Consider the following 16,156-nt stretch of genomic DNA (forward strand, 5'->3'; position numbering starts at 1 on the left):
ATTATAAAGGACGTTCTTGTATAAATTTAGTATAAGCTACTTGAAGACTATCTCTCTCCTCATTATTTCCTAAACAATGAGTAAAAATGAATTTCTGTAATAATAATATCTTTTGTTCTTGGTAGCTTAAATCCTGACTATATGAACCTAGAGAACTATATGCCCAACCAATCAATGATCTTGGAGAAACATAATCATCTCGACACCCAGAAAAATGCATATGTGCTAGATGAGAATCTTCAGTAAGTGCTAGCCAACAACCATAAAACACAAATGCATAACTATGGTCATCTAACCACGACTCTATAGAATAATGACTAGATAGAAGTTCATAAACCTTACAATCATCTTTGAGCCATAAATAAGCAAAAATTTCATAAGGAAGAAGATATTCATCATATTGCTTGTCAGAAAGATAAGATCTAATTAAAAGAATGACATCGAGAATTTGCTGACCACGCCCCTGCATCAAGGCTTCTTTAGAAAAAAGATCAAATAAATATATGATCAAAACAGGATCCAAATCTTCCACATGAGAAAAAATTTTCTCAAGTGGTTCTCCATGGATCATCCCGTGTAATGCTGAAAGAAATACCAGCAACTTTTCCGGGGGAATTTCAACCATGTCTTCAGTACAAGGAATTTTTAACAAATTCTGACGCAATATTTCGGAGTGTTCAATGACGAACTCCCTATCACCAACATCCATAGCAGAATAAAAAATATCTGCAAGGCCACGATAATCCTTTAAATCCCAGGATCTTTGAAATAATCCAGGTAAAAAAGCAGTAAATCCCGACCAAAAACTGAGTAGCAACTCCATTTTAGATGAGCGAAAATCTATAGGCGAAATATCTAAACTACAAAATAGAGTGGTTGAAATTTTTTCCTGAAGGTTATTTAAAAAATACTTTTCTTCAGCAGATGTTATTGATTGTGGAGCTATGTGAAGCACTAGAAGCATGAGAACTAAAGTCAGTCGATGCCCACGATATAAGGATTCGCGCAAACGATAGATAACATGATCGCGAACACGAGAAATTTCTGGGCATTGCGCATACCTTTTCAAGGCTAAAACCAAGCTCTTAATTTCCTCATTATGCTCTTTAAGCCGCTGATATACTAAAGCCTTCCCTAAATATTCCAAAGGTGCTACAGAACTATGGTGTAAAATAGAAAACTCCTCAAGGGCCTCAAAAAATCCCTGACAATCATTTAAAGAAGAAGCTTTTTCTAACGTAGCAATCCCTATACGAAATTGTGCTTCATACCCCTCCTTACGCCCAGGGAAGGACTCCACAATCCTGCGATAAAAAGTAATAGCATGATCATATAACTTCTCATTAAGAAAAGCATCAGGAATGGCTAAACAACTTACCTGTAAAGAACCACTACTTTCTAAAACAGTAATACCTCCACAAAGATCAGACACATCCTGAATAATAACCCCGATACATCCTCCTCGACCGGGAAAGTAATCCATGTGAAGCATAGCAACTACATGATCAATAAGCAGAGATAAGCGGTGATTTTGTTTTTCAAAAGCAATTAAAAACTCCTGCTTATCAGAACAAATATATTGAGAAGTTTTTTGAATTTCTAAGCCGTCTTTTACAAGAGATACAGAAAGTGTGTTATCACACAAATGCAACCAAAAACCATAGCCACGATAAAAATCTCGATAATTATTGTCTTCAAAAGGAGGCAATAACATACCAAACCCTTCTTCTAGTCCCTTGCGAGTTAGGGTATACTCTAACCGTACTTCTGAAAAACTCTCTATTTTAGAAATTAATAAATTATACCATGATGCAGACGATATCTTTAATGTAGGAAAATACTTCGATAGTAAAATAGGTTCATGAAATCTCCACAAACGCGTATCGTGAGTGTGCAATACGATTTTTGGGAACCAAGCAGGACTACCTCTCAAATGTTGCTCAATAGCTAACTTCAGCTCTCTTACTGAGGAATATCGATCCTGAGGATTTGCAGCTAGAGCTTTCATGACTACCTGAGACAGAAAAGGGGGTATCTCTCGATGAGGAGCTACATCCTCGGGGAAACTAATCTCATGATGTGCAGGAATTGCCTTTCCCCTTTTTGAACGATAGGGGAAGGATAAAGTCAGCATCTGGTAGAGAATCACTCCCAAAGCATAAATGTCTGTTTTCTCTGAAGCAGGAGTTCCTAATAAGCGCTCGGGAGCCATATAATCAGGAGTCCCGACAATTTTACCAGGAACCGTCATATTCTCAAACGAACCCCTTAAAGGAACATCAATATCCATCATAAAAGGATCTTCTTTCATTTCTTTGGATACTGCTGCGCCCCAGTCTAAGATAACTACTTCACTAAACAATCCTAACAATACATTATCTGGTTTCAAATCTCTATGAAGGATACCTCGAGAATGTACATACTCTACTGTGGAGCAAATCTTATGAAAAACTGAAAGCAAATTCTCTACAGAAGTTTGTTCAGCAAGTTCTTTAGATAAAACATCACACCGCCATGCCTTTTTCAAAAGAGTTTTCAATGTATATCCTTCAATATAAGGCATAGTATAGTAAACAGGGTCACGATCACTACAAATTGTAAAAACCGGGACAATACCAGGATGTATAAGATCAGCAGCAATTTTTGCTTCTCTAAGGAAACGCTTTTTTAACAATGCGTTATCAGAAAGATCTTCTCGCATTCTCTTAAGAGCAATCTTACGAGAACATATGGAGTCATAGGCTAAATATACTTCTCCCATGCCTCCTTTACCAATCATTCTGATAATATCATAACGTTGCAAAGAGTCCTATCCCCTCATCTTACGAAAATGATGCCAGCTTATTCAGAATGTTTTGTAATTCAATACGATGATTCTTCAAAGCTTCTTCTTTACTATGTACTAAATCAGGATTCGCTCTAGTACGGAAATTTTCACTAGCCAATAAAATTGAAATACTTTTAATCATGCTTTCTAAACGTGCTTTCTCCTTCTCTAAGCGACTCTTTTCCTTAGCAAGATGTTGGGAAGGCACAAATACCCCTAACCGAATATTATCAACAACCCCTAAACTATACATACGATCTTTAGGTTGCTCTTGTAGACATTCCACAACAGATAAACCACATAAAGCGCGCATTATAGGAATATACGGGTCTATAGATACCGTTTCAGGACAAAGAATAAATATATCTAAAGATATCCGAGGATCTATCTGCATTTCTCCTCGAATATTTCTAATTGTATAGACAAGGCGCTCAGCAAGCGCCCATGACTCTTGAAGATGTTCAGGAAACGGAATCTTGATTTCCTGTGGGTAAGGAGAACACATATAAGAATCTGCTCGCAACATAGATAAAGCGTGACTAGTAATTGCATCTGAACAATTTAATGGTAATTCTCCAAGAGACTCCTTCAATCTTAAAAACAGAGTATCAGTAATAAATGGTGCAACAGGATGTAATACCCCTAGCACATTGACTAGTAAAACAGATAATAGTTTTTGTTTCGTTAAACGAGTTTCTTCATTTCCCCTTTTACCAAATAAAACTGGCTTAATAATTTCTATATACGTAGAACAAAGGTCATTTTTAAAGAACTCGTACGACATAGAAATAATTTTATCAAAAGCATATACAGTATAAGCCGATTCAAGTTGTCTTAATAAATTATTAAAACTATCAAGAATAAAATAGTCCTCTATATCTAACAATTGTATATCTATACCCTGAGCAAGATCATGACCGGTTAATTGAGAGATATGGCTAAAAATAAATCGTGCTCCGTTCCATATTTTATTAGCAAAATTTTTGTACTCCTCAAATAAACGATAATCTAAATCAATCTGCTCTCCACGATTAGCACAAGAACACAGAGTCATACGAACAGCATCAGCACCGTAAGTAGCAATCATTTCTAAAGGATCTATTACATTTCCTTTAGATTTAGAAAGCTTCTCCCATTTAGCAACCACATCCTGAGGTAAAGCTTTCCCTAAGTCATATGCATGCTTTTCCTCACCAGAAATATAAGTCCATTCTCCTGATGCATTGTAACGTTTATAAGACTTACCAAAAATCAGCCCGTGTAAAAATACATGAGAAAACGGCTGTTTATTCACCATAGCACTACACAACAATACCATGCGGGTAACCCAGAAAAATAAGATATCGTGTCCTGTGATCAATAAAGCTGTGGGATAAAATTTTTCGAAATCTTGAGACTCTAGATCTGGCCATCCCAAACATGTTAATGGCCATAATCCAGAAGAAAACCATGTATCAAGTACGTCAGGATCCTGATACCAAGAGTCGGGATCTTGAGCTACTTCTTCGGGAACACCCTCACCGTCATAACAAATCTTACGATCAGCATCATGCTTATGATGCCATACTGGAATACGATGTCCCCACCACAATTGCCGGCTAATACACCAATCCCTTAAATTGTTCACCCAAGATAAATAATTTCTCTTAAATTCTGGAGGGAAAATTTGTATCTCCTCATGATTTACGAATCCTCGCAAGTCATCACGAAAATGATCTACAGAAACAAACCATTGCTTCGATAAATAGGGCTCGACAACTGCTCCAGAACGATAAGAAACTCCTATTCGTAATTTATGGGGTTCTTTTTTTACAAATAATCCTAGAGTATTTAACTCCAAAATAATATCTGTACGAGCCTGTTCCCGACTCAAGCCTACAAATTTTCCTCCATTCTCATTAATCTCACCTGTGGGAGTGAAAATATTTATCATGGGTAAATGATGAGACAATCCTATACGATAATCATCTTTATCGTGAGCAGGAGTTACTTTTACTGCTCCCGTCCCAAATGAAGGATCAACAGATACATCCCCAATAATAGGAATCTCGCGATTAACAAAGGGTAAGTAAACCTTAGAACCCAGTAAATGAGAGTAACGCTTGTCATTAGGAGAAATAGCAATAGCTGTATCCCCTAATAATGTTTCGGGACGCGTAGTAGCTACGATAATTTCTTCATTACTATTTACTACACGATAGCGAATATAATAGAGCCATCCATCTCTCTCTTCATATTCCACTTCATCATCAGCAAGAGCTGTTTGTAATACGGGATCCCAATTTACAAGATAATACCCCTGATAAATATGCCCTTTATCAAACAAATCTTTGAATGCCTTCCTAACAGCACGATTGGCCAATGGCTCCATCGTAAATCGTAATCGAGACCAGTCGCACGAACAACCTAATTGACGCAATTGTGAAAGAATCACTGACTCACTTTTCTCTTTCCATGTCCAAACATGAGATAAAAACTCTTCTCTAGAAAAATCTACACGACGTTTACCCAAGGAAGAATATAAATGTCTTTCCACTATAGTTTGTGTAGCAATCCCTGCATGATCTGTGCCAGGAATCCAACAAACTTCAAATCCTGACATACGCTTGTAACGAATGAGAATATCTTGAAGTGTGTTTACAAGAGCATGTCCCATATGTAAAATACCTGTCACATTGGGTGGAGGCATAATAACAGCATACGGAGGCTTATCGCTTTCACTATGAGCCACAAACATATAGGATTGTTCCCAAAAGGCATATAACTTTGCCTCTATTTCTTTAGAATCATAAGCCCTAGGAAATTCATCCTCTTCCATATTAATATCCATATCTTTAAATACATTTTAGAACAGACACATGTACATCATGGAGCACCAAAGGTATCTACAGCAATGACTTCAGTCCAAATATGGTGTCGTCTGCTCACGATTTCCTTATCTTCGCTCAATAAAGAGACTTTATAAGAAACAATACCTTGGCGATTATAGTAGTCGTCACCTTTTAAACAATAAACACTGTATCCTGAAAGCTGACGCACTTCGTATGTTAACTTTTCTGTTTTTCCATCACCGTAATAAATAGAAAGATGCAAAGTAGCTGGCAATAGCTTTTGCATCCGGTAAGGCAAACTCCAGGTAACTACCACCTGCTGACCAAATAGTTCGTCATGACCTGCTCCCTGTTCGATACCTAGTTGCGCCCCAGCTGTGTAATCATTATCTATAAATTCAGTAAAAGAAGATAACGATGGCTGAGAACACGAGGATAAGCTCAATATAACAAATATTGAGGAAAGCAGTACGACAGCACCAAAAATCTTAGAATAATAATAGCGCAAAAACAAAAGCAAAGAGTGCAAATGATTCAACTATCCCAATAGAAGCAAAAGATTTACCATAAATAGCTGAAGAACGCGCATAAGCTTGTATACCACTTACGCAACATTTCCCCTGCATTACAGCAGATATTAATAAAGTAACGCCTACAGATACTCCCATAGCAATTGCCCCAATAGGAGAAATTTTTCCATCTTTAACTCCATCTCGAAGTAAGAGCATAAAAATTAACCCATAAATAGATTGAGACGAAGGCATTGCTGATAGGCCAATAATTTTCCCATGTCCTTCTTCAATACGAGACATTACAGCATGTGAAGCAACCCCAGCCATACCACAACCTATGGCACTACCGATCATTGCTAAACTCATGGCTAAAACAGGCCCTACAACCGATAAATCAACCATTATATACTCCTCTAAATAACAACAACGAAAGACAAAACAAAAACCATTCTAATTATCTAATTTTGTAGAACCGAGGAATTCTATCAGACTAAGGAATTATTATCTAAACGAATCCCTAAGAATCTATAACATGACGACATACTTTTTTCCTTAAAGGCCGAAGAAGCTTACCTCCCCCATCAAAACTATAGTGATACCATTCGATAAAATTTAGCCTGAGGCCATGAATTACTCCTCCCATAATAGAAAGAAGAATATTCACTGAATGACCAAAAAGAATAATAGCCCAGCCAATTATTGGAGAGAAACATTGACCTATTTGCATGATAGTTGAACCTACCATAGCTCCTGCCAATCCCAAAGCATAAATACGCAAATAAGAAAGTACATCAGAAAACACTTGTACAATAGTAGCGATCTCACTAATACCTAGAAAACCATATTGAAATAGGGATCCTAAAACAGCAAGACCTATACCTACAAATATACCGTAATATCCAAGAATCCCTCCAAACTCATAAGGAATACCAAATAGATAGTGTATTAGAGATACTGATTGCAAATACACAGGAAGGTATAGGTAGGCTCCGCACATAAATATAATCCATCCTATACCTGAATATCTCCGCCGCATATATCGCAACATACCCAGTGACATATGGATAACACCTATGAATAAAGTTAACTCCATTAAAATATTATCCACAAATTTATCATAAACAATGCACCGTCCCACAACGTCTCCACTACTTTTTTCTGAAAACAACAGAAATTCTTCGGGAGTAGTCTTATCTTTCAGTGCTGGATACTCATGGAGAAGTTCTTTATATCCTTTAGGATGTTCATTTAAATAATACGCGGACTTCTTCAAAGCTAACAGATGTGTCAAAGAATATTGACGTAGAGGATTTGTATAATTAATCGTCATTCCGAAAAATGATGTCGTTGCAAATCCCCAAGCAATACATCCTATACCTAAAATGGAAAACATTTTAAAAAAACGAGATAAGGCTTTGGATCTCTTAAGAGCACGACGAGCTTTAAACGTTATAAACAACGAGGATGCCAAAAATAAAAGGCCATAACCTCCATCATTCACAATCATAGAGAAAAAGATAGCAAATGAAACAAATACCCATAGAGAAGGATCTTTATCTGAAGACGCGGGAGTATCATATATATTGACAAGATCCTCGCCAATACGGCTAAGACCATCATTTTCTAGATAAGTAGGAACAATCTCCTCAGGATCAGGAGCTACTTTATACATGCATACATCATGCTGATCGCATAAGTGTTTCAATTCATTTATGCGATCAGAAATTACCCACCCAGTAATTGTGAATGCTTTACCATCAAATAACTCTTCAACACTATCTTCTACGTGTTTTAATTGTAGCTCATTATCATAATTACACAGGCCTTCTAAAATATCCTGACGATAAGCATACAATTCATGAATGCGTGACTTCTTGCTATGAATGTCCCTTAAAAGAATAGATTCTTGAACTTGCAATTCATTAACAGAATTTTGAGCATCTATTTCTGTAAACTCTTCTTTTGATAAATTAACAATGCCTATAACAACAAAATAGTCAAAATTATATGCTGTAGACAAATAGAAAACATTAGGTTGATCTACTTCTAAAGATTGACCATCCACATGCTTTCTATAAAAAAATCTAATAGTTAATCCTGTTTTCTGCGTAAATTCAATAATATCATTAGATGAAAACTGCCCAAGAGGTCGGATACGAATAATTTCTTTCTTTAAAACCTTATAAGTCTCCGTTAAAGAAGAAATCTCCTGATTTAAAGAGATGACCTCATCTAAAATCTCTTCTACCGAAATATTTTCAGCTTTACGTGTTGTTAAATCAGCAGAGGGTTCTCTGTCCAATGAATTTAAAATCTTCAAACATTCAGAAAAACGATGCAATTTTTCTGAAAGAATTAGCTTTTTATTAGAGATAAATTCTACAACCCCAAGTTCTCTACATGCTGAGAAAAATTCTGAAGAATTTCGACCAATAAAGAGATACTTATCTACATCTACGCGCATTCGGATTCCTCCTTACGCTGTTGTATCTTTTTCTTAGCCATTTTTACTTGACCCACGTCTGTGATACTACGGTCACTCAAAAAAATAGCGATTTTTCTAATCATCTGCGTTGTTTCAGGAATAAGTTTTTTTTCAAAAAGATTTACGCGAATAGATATGTTTCGTAATTCTTCTTCTAAAATCTTTTGCTTTTCTAAAGCAATTTCAGCTCGCACCTTACTCACTACAAATTCTCGAGAAGACGAAACTAGAGTATCAATCCAAATAGGAGTATCTAAAACAGAATAAGAAAACTCTGATAAAACAATATCCCTAATTACAGGAACCTCAACTCCTGCAATATTTTCATAATTTTTATCCACTCTCTCGATCTTAAAGCTATTCATCACAGCATCCACATAGAGAGGAATACTAAACAATTCGGCAAAAGAATAAATACGATCCCGAAATTCTTGATATACTTGCTGCCAATGACTTGCTTCACGTATTGCATTAGCAACTTCTACTTGCAATAGTGCCATCTTTAACTTCAATGTAGGCAAGTATGTCTCTAAACGAGCAAGCTTTAGCTTCCCTAAACGGTATGCATTTTTTGTAAACTTTATCTGTGAAGACATGATTTCGGCCAATACCTATTAATCAATTGTTCCTTGATACCAACTTCCTCAGAATGAAAACTCTGAGCAAGAATTTTCCAGCCAATATCTAATGCTTCTTCTAAAGGAATATTTACCTCTAAACTCATTAACCATGTTTCAAATAACTCAGAAAATGATAATAGCTTCTTATCCCAGTTAGATAATTTAAATCCCATGGACATTCTTTCTGCTGCTTTACGAGAATCTGCATACAGACGAATCAAAGCATTCGCAAGATCTCCATGATCTTCTCGAGTCACCTTACCAATAACTAACTGTTTTAACCTTGATAAAGAACCAAAGGGATCAATCCGATTATTTTTCAAGTAGAACTGTCCTTCAGTAATGAATCCTGTATTATCAGGGACAGGATGAGTAATATCGTCTCCTGGCATAGTCGTAACACTAATAATTGTGATTGACCCTCCGTTAGCAATATCTACTGCTTTTTCATAACGCAAAGCGAGATCCGAATATAACGATCCTGGATACCCACGATTTGCAGGAATCTGATCCATAGTAATAGAAATTTCCTTTAAAGCATCTGCAAAAGCAGTCATGTCAGTCAGTAACACTAAAACATTCTTATTATGGTTTACAGCAAACTTCTCAGCACATGCTAAAGCCATATCAGGAATTAATACACACTCTACAGGGGCATCAACAGCTTTATGGATAAACATCACACACTTATCGGCAAAACCTAATCTCTTAGATTCATCAACAAAAAAACTGTAGTCAACAAAAGTTAACCCCATTCCACCGATAATAACAATATCCGCATCTGTTTGTGCCGCTATGCGCATCAACAATGCATTATGTTTCTCTCCAGAAGAAGAGAAAATAGGAATCTTTTGCGATTTAACCAGACAATTAAATACATCAATCATAGGAATATTAGTTCGTACCATATCCCTAGGGACTACACGACGTACAGGATTAAATGTGGGTGTGGAAATTTGAATGGGATCCCCAAAACTCTCCCCTTCACCATCAATAGGTTTCCCAAGACCATTTAATCGTCTTCCTAATAAGGAATCCCCATAAACCACTTCCATAGGTCTCCCTAAGAAAGTAACTCGATCTCCTGTAGATAATCCTGAAGTTCCTCCAAATACCTGTAAAGTAACCTTCTTAGAGTCAAAACGCAGAACAGAGGCATAAGAAGACCGTCCGTCCATTTGTTCGATTTCTGCTAGCTCACCCAAACAAGCTCCTTCGGCCTCTACGGTGATTAAATTCCCTTTAATATCAGTAATTTTTGTATATATTGTCTGCATAACTCTATCTACGCTGTTTGTGCGATCTTTGCATCTAACAACTTATGAATCACCTCCATTCCTTTCTTATACTCATCAGAAAGAAACTCCTGGCCATTCAAAGTTTTAATTTTACTTTGTAATTCAAGAAAGAAACTTCTTGCATTATCAGAACAATCAAAACTTAATTGTGTGTCAAAAATACGATTAATTAATGTAAATAATTCAATCTGTCGCTCAAAGGGACAATAACAATCTACAGGATCAAAAGCATTCTGTTGAAGGTAACAAAAATCATATAATTCAGACTTTAGATAGATTTCCATATCCTCCATGGAAATCCCTTCTTCTCCGACTACTTCCATACGTTTGCCAATTTCAGAACCCTCACGTAACAAACGATCTACTTTTTTTACAGCTTCTCCCCATCCACAAACTTTATCTTCTAGGATAGCTCCCACTTGATCGAGATATTTTGACCAAGAAATCATTGGATCGATTGAAGGATACCGTCGAGCATCAGCACGAGCTTTTGACAAACCACAGAAAGCTCCTACTACTGACAGGGTAGCCTGAGTAACAGGTTCTTCAAAATTCCCTCCTGCAGGAGATACGGCACCACATATGGTTAAAGATCCTACAGAACCACTAGGCGTAAGAAGAGCTCCACCTCTCTCATAAAATGCTGCAATACGTGATGCAAGATACGCAGGAAAAGCTTCCTCTCCTGGGATTTCTTCTAACCTTCCAGAAATCTCTCTTAAAGCTTGAGCCCATCTGGATGTAGAATCTGCGAGTAACAAGACATCCAACCCCATCTGGCGATAATATTCTGCTATAGTAATGCCTAAGTATATAGATGATTCCCTAGCAGCCACAGGCATGGATGAAGTATTACAAATAATACATGTCCTATGCATTAAAGACTCTCCTGTATGTGGATCCTTAAGATGGGGGAACTCTTGTAACACCTCTACGACTTCCCCTGCACGTTCTCCACAGGCACATAAAATAACAATATCTACCGCAGCATATTTAGATAAGTGATGTTGTAATACTGTTTTCCCTGCTCCAAATGGTCCTGGAGTACAGAATGTTCCACCCTTCAATACAGGAATATGTGTATCTAAAATCCGAACTCCAACTTCCATAATCTCTGAGCAAGGAATCTTCTCTCCACGAATGAAGGCCTGTTTAATTGGCCACTTCTGTACCATGGTAAAATTATATTCCTTCCCATCTACATCGCGAGCTTTGGCTACCACCGTATCAACGCTATAACTACCTTCAGAAATCACCCAAGTAATTGTGAGATCTTTAAAACAAGACAAAGGCACCATAATTTTATGATCAAAGCACCCTTCCTTAACCAAACCAATCACATCTCCTGGAGATACAAGATCGCCTACAACAACTTGAGGAGTATATTCCCATAGGGTATGTCTACACAGTGCATTAACGTAATTACCTCTTTTTAAAAAAATGCTACTTTCAGCCAGCACCTGTAAACGATTTTGAAGACCGTCAAAAATACCCTGTAAAAGCCCTGGACCAAGTTCTGCTTCCAATAGATGCCCCGAAAAAGTAACTAAAGCCCCTCTACGCACATCTTGAGTATCCTCAAAGACTTGCATTTTGACTTCCTGACCAACGACTTCAATGATTTCTGCTTTTAACCAAGAATTATCTACATTTACATAAGCAACTTCACCCTGACGAACATGACCATCAAAATGTACACGCAATAAATTACCGTAGGCTTCTACTACGTATCCTTGTGTTGTTTGTTCTGAAGTTGCTACCATGTGATTGCCCTTTCCATAGAATTGATAATATTTCTACCCTTCTCTACATTCGCTACACTATTATAAATAGCCAAAAGGTACGTTGTAATTTTTGCTAAAACTGCATCTGAATCAAAAAATTTATCTCGATACATCTCTTCTATCTTATGAAACTCATACAATGATAGTGTTCGATTTAATGTATGAGGTAAGCGTCCGTAATCCTCCAACATACTACTTAAATCAGCAAACTCTTGAGGAAGTTCATAATGAGGGGAATCTTTCTGCATTAATACTTGCAACACTATTGGATCTGAACTATCCTCGTTTCGCAATACATAGGAAACGTCCAAATTCAGTACTCGAGCTCGAAATCCTGCTAATATTACACGGATATTTTGCTTAAATGTAAAATATGTCCGAAGGAACTCTGAGGAGCTATTTTGATAATAAGCTAAAAATTCCCCAACTAAATGAGAAAAGTTATCTAAGCGTTCCTGAGAAGTTTTATATTGTAAAAGAAAATCCTTAAAAAAGTCCTCAAACTCACAATCATCAGCCCACTGCTTTAAACGAAGCATGTTTTCTACATTTTTTTGTGTCACTGTACCAAAGGATTGAGAGATAGGCTTACCTGCCCAAAAAAATGCGAAATTATTAAAATCAAAAAATCGCTTTAAAATTACATAATATCCAAAGTCTTTCTTCGATAGATTCAATTGCAAAAGATCATCAAGATCTTCAAAAGAATAAACGGGCTGAGATTTAGGAGCCTGATGAAGAAAAAATAAAGATAAAAAGCAATACTGAGTCATTACAATAACTCTAATTTTAATCAGGACTCAAAATAACTACGAATCAATGCTTTAAGAGTCCTGGAATACCATTTCACGAAAATCTTTTTGCAAATAACGAGATAGAAGTTCAAGTAAAGCATCTGAGCTAAGATCCAATACTAAATTCCTGTCTTCTACTCTTAATTGCACTCCGCCAACAAATTTACCAATAGCTACTCCTTCACTTTTAAGTTTCGCTAATATTTCTTTTCCGAGAATTTCATTAACAGATCTTGCTGCAACGTGCTTCCCTACATAAGCTATTAACTCTCCGGAGATCCCTTTTTCTTCAATTGCTTGAATTAAAGCTGATATGAGCTTCGCAGATACATCAGAATCTATTAAAACATTTTCTAACCACTCAGCCAAAGACTCTTTGAATATCTTATTCTCAATAGCTTGCTTCAAAGCTTCTAAGGCACGTTTACCTGCTTGAGCTAAAGAGGCTTCACCTTGTTTCAATTTAAGTTCTGCTTCTTCTCGGGCAGTTTCTATAATTCGATTAGCTTCTTCTTGAGCTTCTAGAACAATCCTTTTTGCATTTTCCTTTGCATTCTCTACTATAGTGGCTGCTTCATCTTCTGCGGGCTTCAAAGTTTCTATTCTTAGAGCATCGCAGATTTGTTTAAGTTTATTTTCTGCACTGAGATCTGCCATATCTGCCACCTTCATTCAAGAAAACGGAAGTTTATCTTTAAAAAAAAATCGAATACAATTCAAATAAGTCAAAAGACTATCGCATTAGTCATTTAAATAAAATTAAATAAAAGATTTTTATGAAAACTCATGCTATCTTTTCTTTATGGCTTATCAGTATGGCACTCCTGTGCAATACTCCTCAATCTTATGGTTCACCTGTAAACAACGTAAAAAAACTATAAGAACCCCTTCAAGCGTCATGCAGAAAAGGAAACAGAAAAATTCTCCCTCTATTAAGAGTAGTAAATCAAGAACGGGAAGTGTATCTAAAAAAAGAAGTGTCTCAACAAATAAAACAAAGCCTCTTATATCATGGGAACTCTATTCAGCAGAAGAATACTCTATTCAAATCCCTAGTAATTGGCAGGGTATTAATGATAAAACTCAACTTCCTGATAAGTTAGATGTTGTTTTTATTGGCAAAGGATCAGGATCTCTAACTCCAACTATCAATATCTCTCAAGAAATCACTGCAAAAAGCCAGCCAGAGTATATTGAAGAAATTCTTACATATCATAAGTCCAATGACATGACATTAGATTCCTCCGTTTTCGCTCATATAAAATCGCCTAGTGGGGAATTCACAATTATTAAAACAGAAAAAAATTCTTCTTGGGGCAAGGTCTTCTGTTTACAAGGAGTCTCCGTTATTAACCATACTGCTTATATCTTTACAAGCACAGCAACTCTTGATGATTACCCTGCAGTTTCCCTTATTTTCTTAAAGACCGTGGCCTCATTTAAATTATCTAATAAAGAAACCATGTCCGGAGATGCTATCCTTAAAGAGGCATTAAAACAATTTCACGGAGAGACAAATTAATTACTTTTGAAGCAGCACTTTGTTTTCTTGATGTAATATCTCATTTTTCAAAGCATCAAAAATAAAATGAATGTTTATCTTCTTCCCATCAATAGTAAGATTAAAAACTACAGGAAACCTAGAAAAAAGCAATTGAAAAGGAATTTCTATTGAAGTACCTTGAACTGATACAGAAACTGCTGCGCTCCCCAGCAAAGGAGAGGCATCATGAATTCTCATACACAATGCAGCAAATTGATGAATTGCATTACGCATTGCTGCGTCAAAAGCATATGTAGAAGAACAACAACTACATACCAATACCTTCTCCAAACTAACTAAGGAAAAGGCAACTTCTCCTTTACAACAGCAAGGACAGGAAAAAACAAGCAACGAGTTATGGTTCATCTTATCTTCTTGTATTTGCCTTCAAGTACTTCTAACTTAAAGGCAGTTCTTCACTTATGCATCTTGTACAGCTATCTGCTTAATAAATTCAGTGACTGCTGCCTCAAGAATTTGAGTATCTCCAGAAAATATACGAATACCTTCAGCAAGTTTTTCAGTAGCCATGGCATCTTCATTCATTAAGAACCGGAATACACTTTCTGTTAATTCCACAGCTTGCACATCCAACTTCTTAGCTTCTTCTACACTAAGCTTCCTAGTAATTGGCGACTCACCTTGCTTTAATTGATCCAATAACTTTGGAGAAACAGTTAATAAATCACATCCTGCTAACGCAAGGACTTGTTCTTTCGTACGGAAAGAAGCTGCCATGACTTGCGTGGGGATATCAAATTTCTTATAATACGTATAAATATTAGTTACAGAAGCAACACCAGGGTCTGAATCTATAGAATATCCTTCTTCCCCGTAAGCTGCTATCCACCAATCATAAATACGGCCAACAAATGGAGAAATCACTGTTGCCTTGGCCTGTGCAGCAGCAATAGCTTGAATAAGGTTAAAAATCAAAGTAACATTACAAGCAATTCCTTGTTTCTCCAATATTTCAACAGCACGGATACCTTCCCAAGTGCCAGGAACTTTCACTAAAAGACGTTTCTTATCTCCTCCGGCAGCCTCAAACAATTGACTTAGAAAAACAGCCCTTTGCACCATGGCTTCTGTATTAAAAGATAGACGGGCATCAATTTCTAGTGATACTCGACCAGGAATAGCTTTAAGAATTTCCAAACCAAAATTAACTTGTATTTTGTCTAATACAAAAGTCAATGTTTGAACATCGTCGCCATTTTGTCGAATTCCCCAAGCAATAGCTTCGGTTAACAATTCTTGATATTTTGGTTCCTGAGCCACCTTTAGGATAAGAGAAGGGTTCGTAGTTGCGTCTTGAGCTCCAGAAGCTTTAATTAATTCTGGATCACCAGTATCACAAACAATAACACTCCAGAGTTTTAGTTGATCAAATTGTTTAGGCATAAGCACCCTGCTATCACTATTCGTCTTTAGGCGAGGCTAACAAAAAAAAACATTACTA

At 36.6% G+C, this 16,156-nt stretch carries 13 protein-coding genes; 1 reads left to right on the plus strand and 12 read right to left on the minus strand.

From position 1 onward, the window contains the following. Nucleotide 1: 1 nt before the first annotated feature. The 10 genes from pknD to RT28_RS02215 form a co-directional block, all read right to left on the minus strand. Nucleotides 2-2,803, minus strand: a complete 2,802-nt coding sequence (pknD, locus tag RT28_RS02170) for a serine/threonine-protein kinase PknD (RefSeq protein ID WP_038500601.1) — start codon at nucleotides 2,801-2,803, stop codon at nucleotides 2-4. Nucleotides 2,804-2,822: 19 nt separating this feature from the next. Continuing rightward, the gene (locus RT28_RS02175) at nucleotides 2,823-5,645 is read right to left on the minus strand and encodes a valine--tRNA ligase (protein WP_038501288.1); all 2,823 of its coding nucleotides are present in this window, start codon (nucleotides 5,643-5,645) and stop codon (nucleotides 2,823-2,825) included. 47 nt (nucleotides 5,646-5,692) lie between these two features. Beyond that, the gene (locus RT28_RS02180) at nucleotides 5,693-6,187 is read right to left on the minus strand and encodes a hypothetical protein (protein ID WP_038500604.1); all 495 of its coding nucleotides are present in this window, start codon (nucleotides 6,185-6,187) and stop codon (nucleotides 5,693-5,695) included. Beyond that, nucleotides 6,147-6,572 (minus strand): ATP synthase subunit C, encoded by a 426-nt coding sequence (locus tag RT28_RS02185; protein ID WP_038500607.1) that lies wholly within the window; start codon nucleotides 6,570-6,572, stop codon nucleotides 6,147-6,149. Before RT28_RS02185 ends, RT28_RS02180 begins: the two co-directional genes overlap by 41 nt. Before the next feature lie 115 nt (nucleotides 6,573-6,687). Continuing rightward, nucleotides 6,688-8,634, minus strand: a complete 1,947-nt coding sequence (locus tag RT28_RS02190; RefSeq protein WP_038500610.1) for a V-type ATP synthase subunit I — start codon at nucleotides 8,632-8,634, stop codon at nucleotides 6,688-6,690. Next, nucleotides 8,625-9,251 (minus strand): V-type ATP synthase subunit D, encoded by a 627-nt coding sequence (locus tag RT28_RS02195; protein ID WP_020356356.1) that lies wholly within the window; start codon nucleotides 9,249-9,251, stop codon nucleotides 8,625-8,627. The genes RT28_RS02190 and RT28_RS02195 overlap by 10 nt, the downstream gene beginning before the upstream one ends. Further along, complete coding sequence (locus RT28_RS02200; RefSeq protein ID WP_038500613.1) at nucleotides 9,236-10,552, minus strand: V-type ATP synthase subunit B; 1,317 nt, start codon at nucleotides 10,550-10,552, stop codon at nucleotides 9,236-9,238. The genes RT28_RS02195 and RT28_RS02200 overlap by 16 nt, the downstream gene beginning before the upstream one ends. Nucleotides 10,553-10,560: 8 nt before the next feature. Beyond that, complete coding sequence (locus tag RT28_RS02205; RefSeq protein WP_020356358.1) at nucleotides 10,561-12,336, minus strand: V-type ATP synthase subunit A; 1,776 nt, start codon at nucleotides 12,334-12,336, stop codon at nucleotides 10,561-10,563. After that, on the minus strand, nucleotides 12,330-13,130 hold the full coding sequence (locus RT28_RS02210; protein ID WP_038500616.1) for a DUF2764 family protein: 801 nt from the start codon (nucleotides 13,128-13,130) through the stop codon (nucleotides 12,330-12,332). Before RT28_RS02210 ends, RT28_RS02205 begins: the two co-directional genes overlap by 7 nt. 51 nt (nucleotides 13,131-13,181) lie before the next feature. Beyond that, a complete protein-coding gene (locus tag RT28_RS02215) occupies nucleotides 13,182-13,808 on the minus strand; it encodes a V-type ATP synthase subunit E (protein ID WP_038501290.1) in 627 nt (208 codons plus the stop codon). Nucleotides 13,809-13,953: 145 nt separating this feature from the next. Between RT28_RS02215 and RT28_RS02220 the strand changes: the two genes are divergently transcribed. Then, nucleotides 13,954-14,673: a hypothetical protein gene (locus RT28_RS02220; RefSeq protein WP_338077757.1), complete on the plus strand. Its 720-nt coding sequence runs from the start codon at nucleotides 13,954-13,956 to the stop codon at nucleotides 14,671-14,673. Here RT28_RS02220 and RT28_RS02225 read toward each other — a convergent pair whose 3' ends face one another. Together RT28_RS02225 and tal are read right to left on the minus strand one after the other, a co-directional pair. Next, nucleotides 14,674-15,060 carry a ferredoxin gene (locus tag RT28_RS02225; RefSeq protein ID WP_020356363.1) on the minus strand — a complete coding sequence of 129 codons (387 nt, stop codon included), beginning with the start codon at nucleotides 15,058-15,060 and terminating at the stop codon, nucleotides 14,674-14,676. Between the two features lie 54 nt (nucleotides 15,061-15,114). After that, nucleotides 15,115-16,098, minus strand: coding sequence for a transaldolase (gene tal, locus RT28_RS02230; protein WP_038500619.1), 984 nt, complete (start codon nucleotides 16,096-16,098; stop codon nucleotides 15,115-15,117). Nucleotides 16,099-16,156 lie beyond the last annotated feature (58 nt).

The organism is Chlamydia avium 10DC88 (assembly GCF_000583875.1).
Taxonomy (GTDB): Bacteria; Chlamydiota; Chlamydiia; order Chlamydiales; family Chlamydiaceae; genus Chlamydia; species Chlamydia avium.

Bases quoted from the DNA above. Each gene is read 5' to 3' on its own strand.
- RT28_RS02195 (WP_020356356.1), bottom strand. From the start codon at position 9,251: ATGTCTTCACAGATAAAGTTTACAAAAAATGCATACCGTTTAGGGAAG.
- RT28_RS02225 (WP_020356363.1), bottom strand. From the start codon at position 15,060: ATGAACCATAACTCGTTGCTTGTTTTTTCCTGTCCTTGCTGTTGTAAA.
- RT28_RS02175 (WP_038501288.1), bottom strand. From the start codon at position 5,645: ATGGAAGAGGATGAATTTCCTAGGGCTTATGATTCTAAAGAAATAGAG.
- RT28_RS02220 (WP_338077757.1), top strand. From the start codon at position 13,954: ATGGCTTATCAGTATGGCACTCCTGTGCAATACTCCTCAATCTTATGG.
- RT28_RS02200 (WP_038500613.1), bottom strand. From the start codon at position 10,552: ATGCAGACAATATATACAAAAATTACTGATATTAAAGGGAATTTAATC.
- RT28_RS02185 (WP_038500607.1), bottom strand. From the start codon at position 6,572: ATGGTTGATTTATCGGTTGTAGGGCCTGTTTTAGCCATGAGTTTAGCA.
- RT28_RS02215 (WP_038501290.1), bottom strand. From the start codon at position 13,808: ATGGCAGATCTCAGTGCAGAAAATAAACTTAAACAAATCTGCGATGCT.
- RT28_RS02210 (WP_038500616.1), bottom strand. From the start codon at position 13,130: ATGACTCAGTATTGCTTTTTATCTTTATTTTTTCTTCATCAGGCTCCT.
- tal (WP_038500619.1), bottom strand. From the start codon at position 16,098: ATGCCTAAACAATTTGATCAACTAAAACTCTGGAGTGTTATTGTTTGT.
- RT28_RS02190 (WP_038500610.1), bottom strand. From the start codon at position 8,634: ATGCGCGTAGATGTAGATAAGTATCTCTTTATTGGTCGAAATTCTTCA.
- RT28_RS02205 (WP_020356358.1), bottom strand. From the start codon at position 12,336: ATGGTAGCAACTTCAGAACAAACAACACAAGGATACGTAGTAGAAGCC.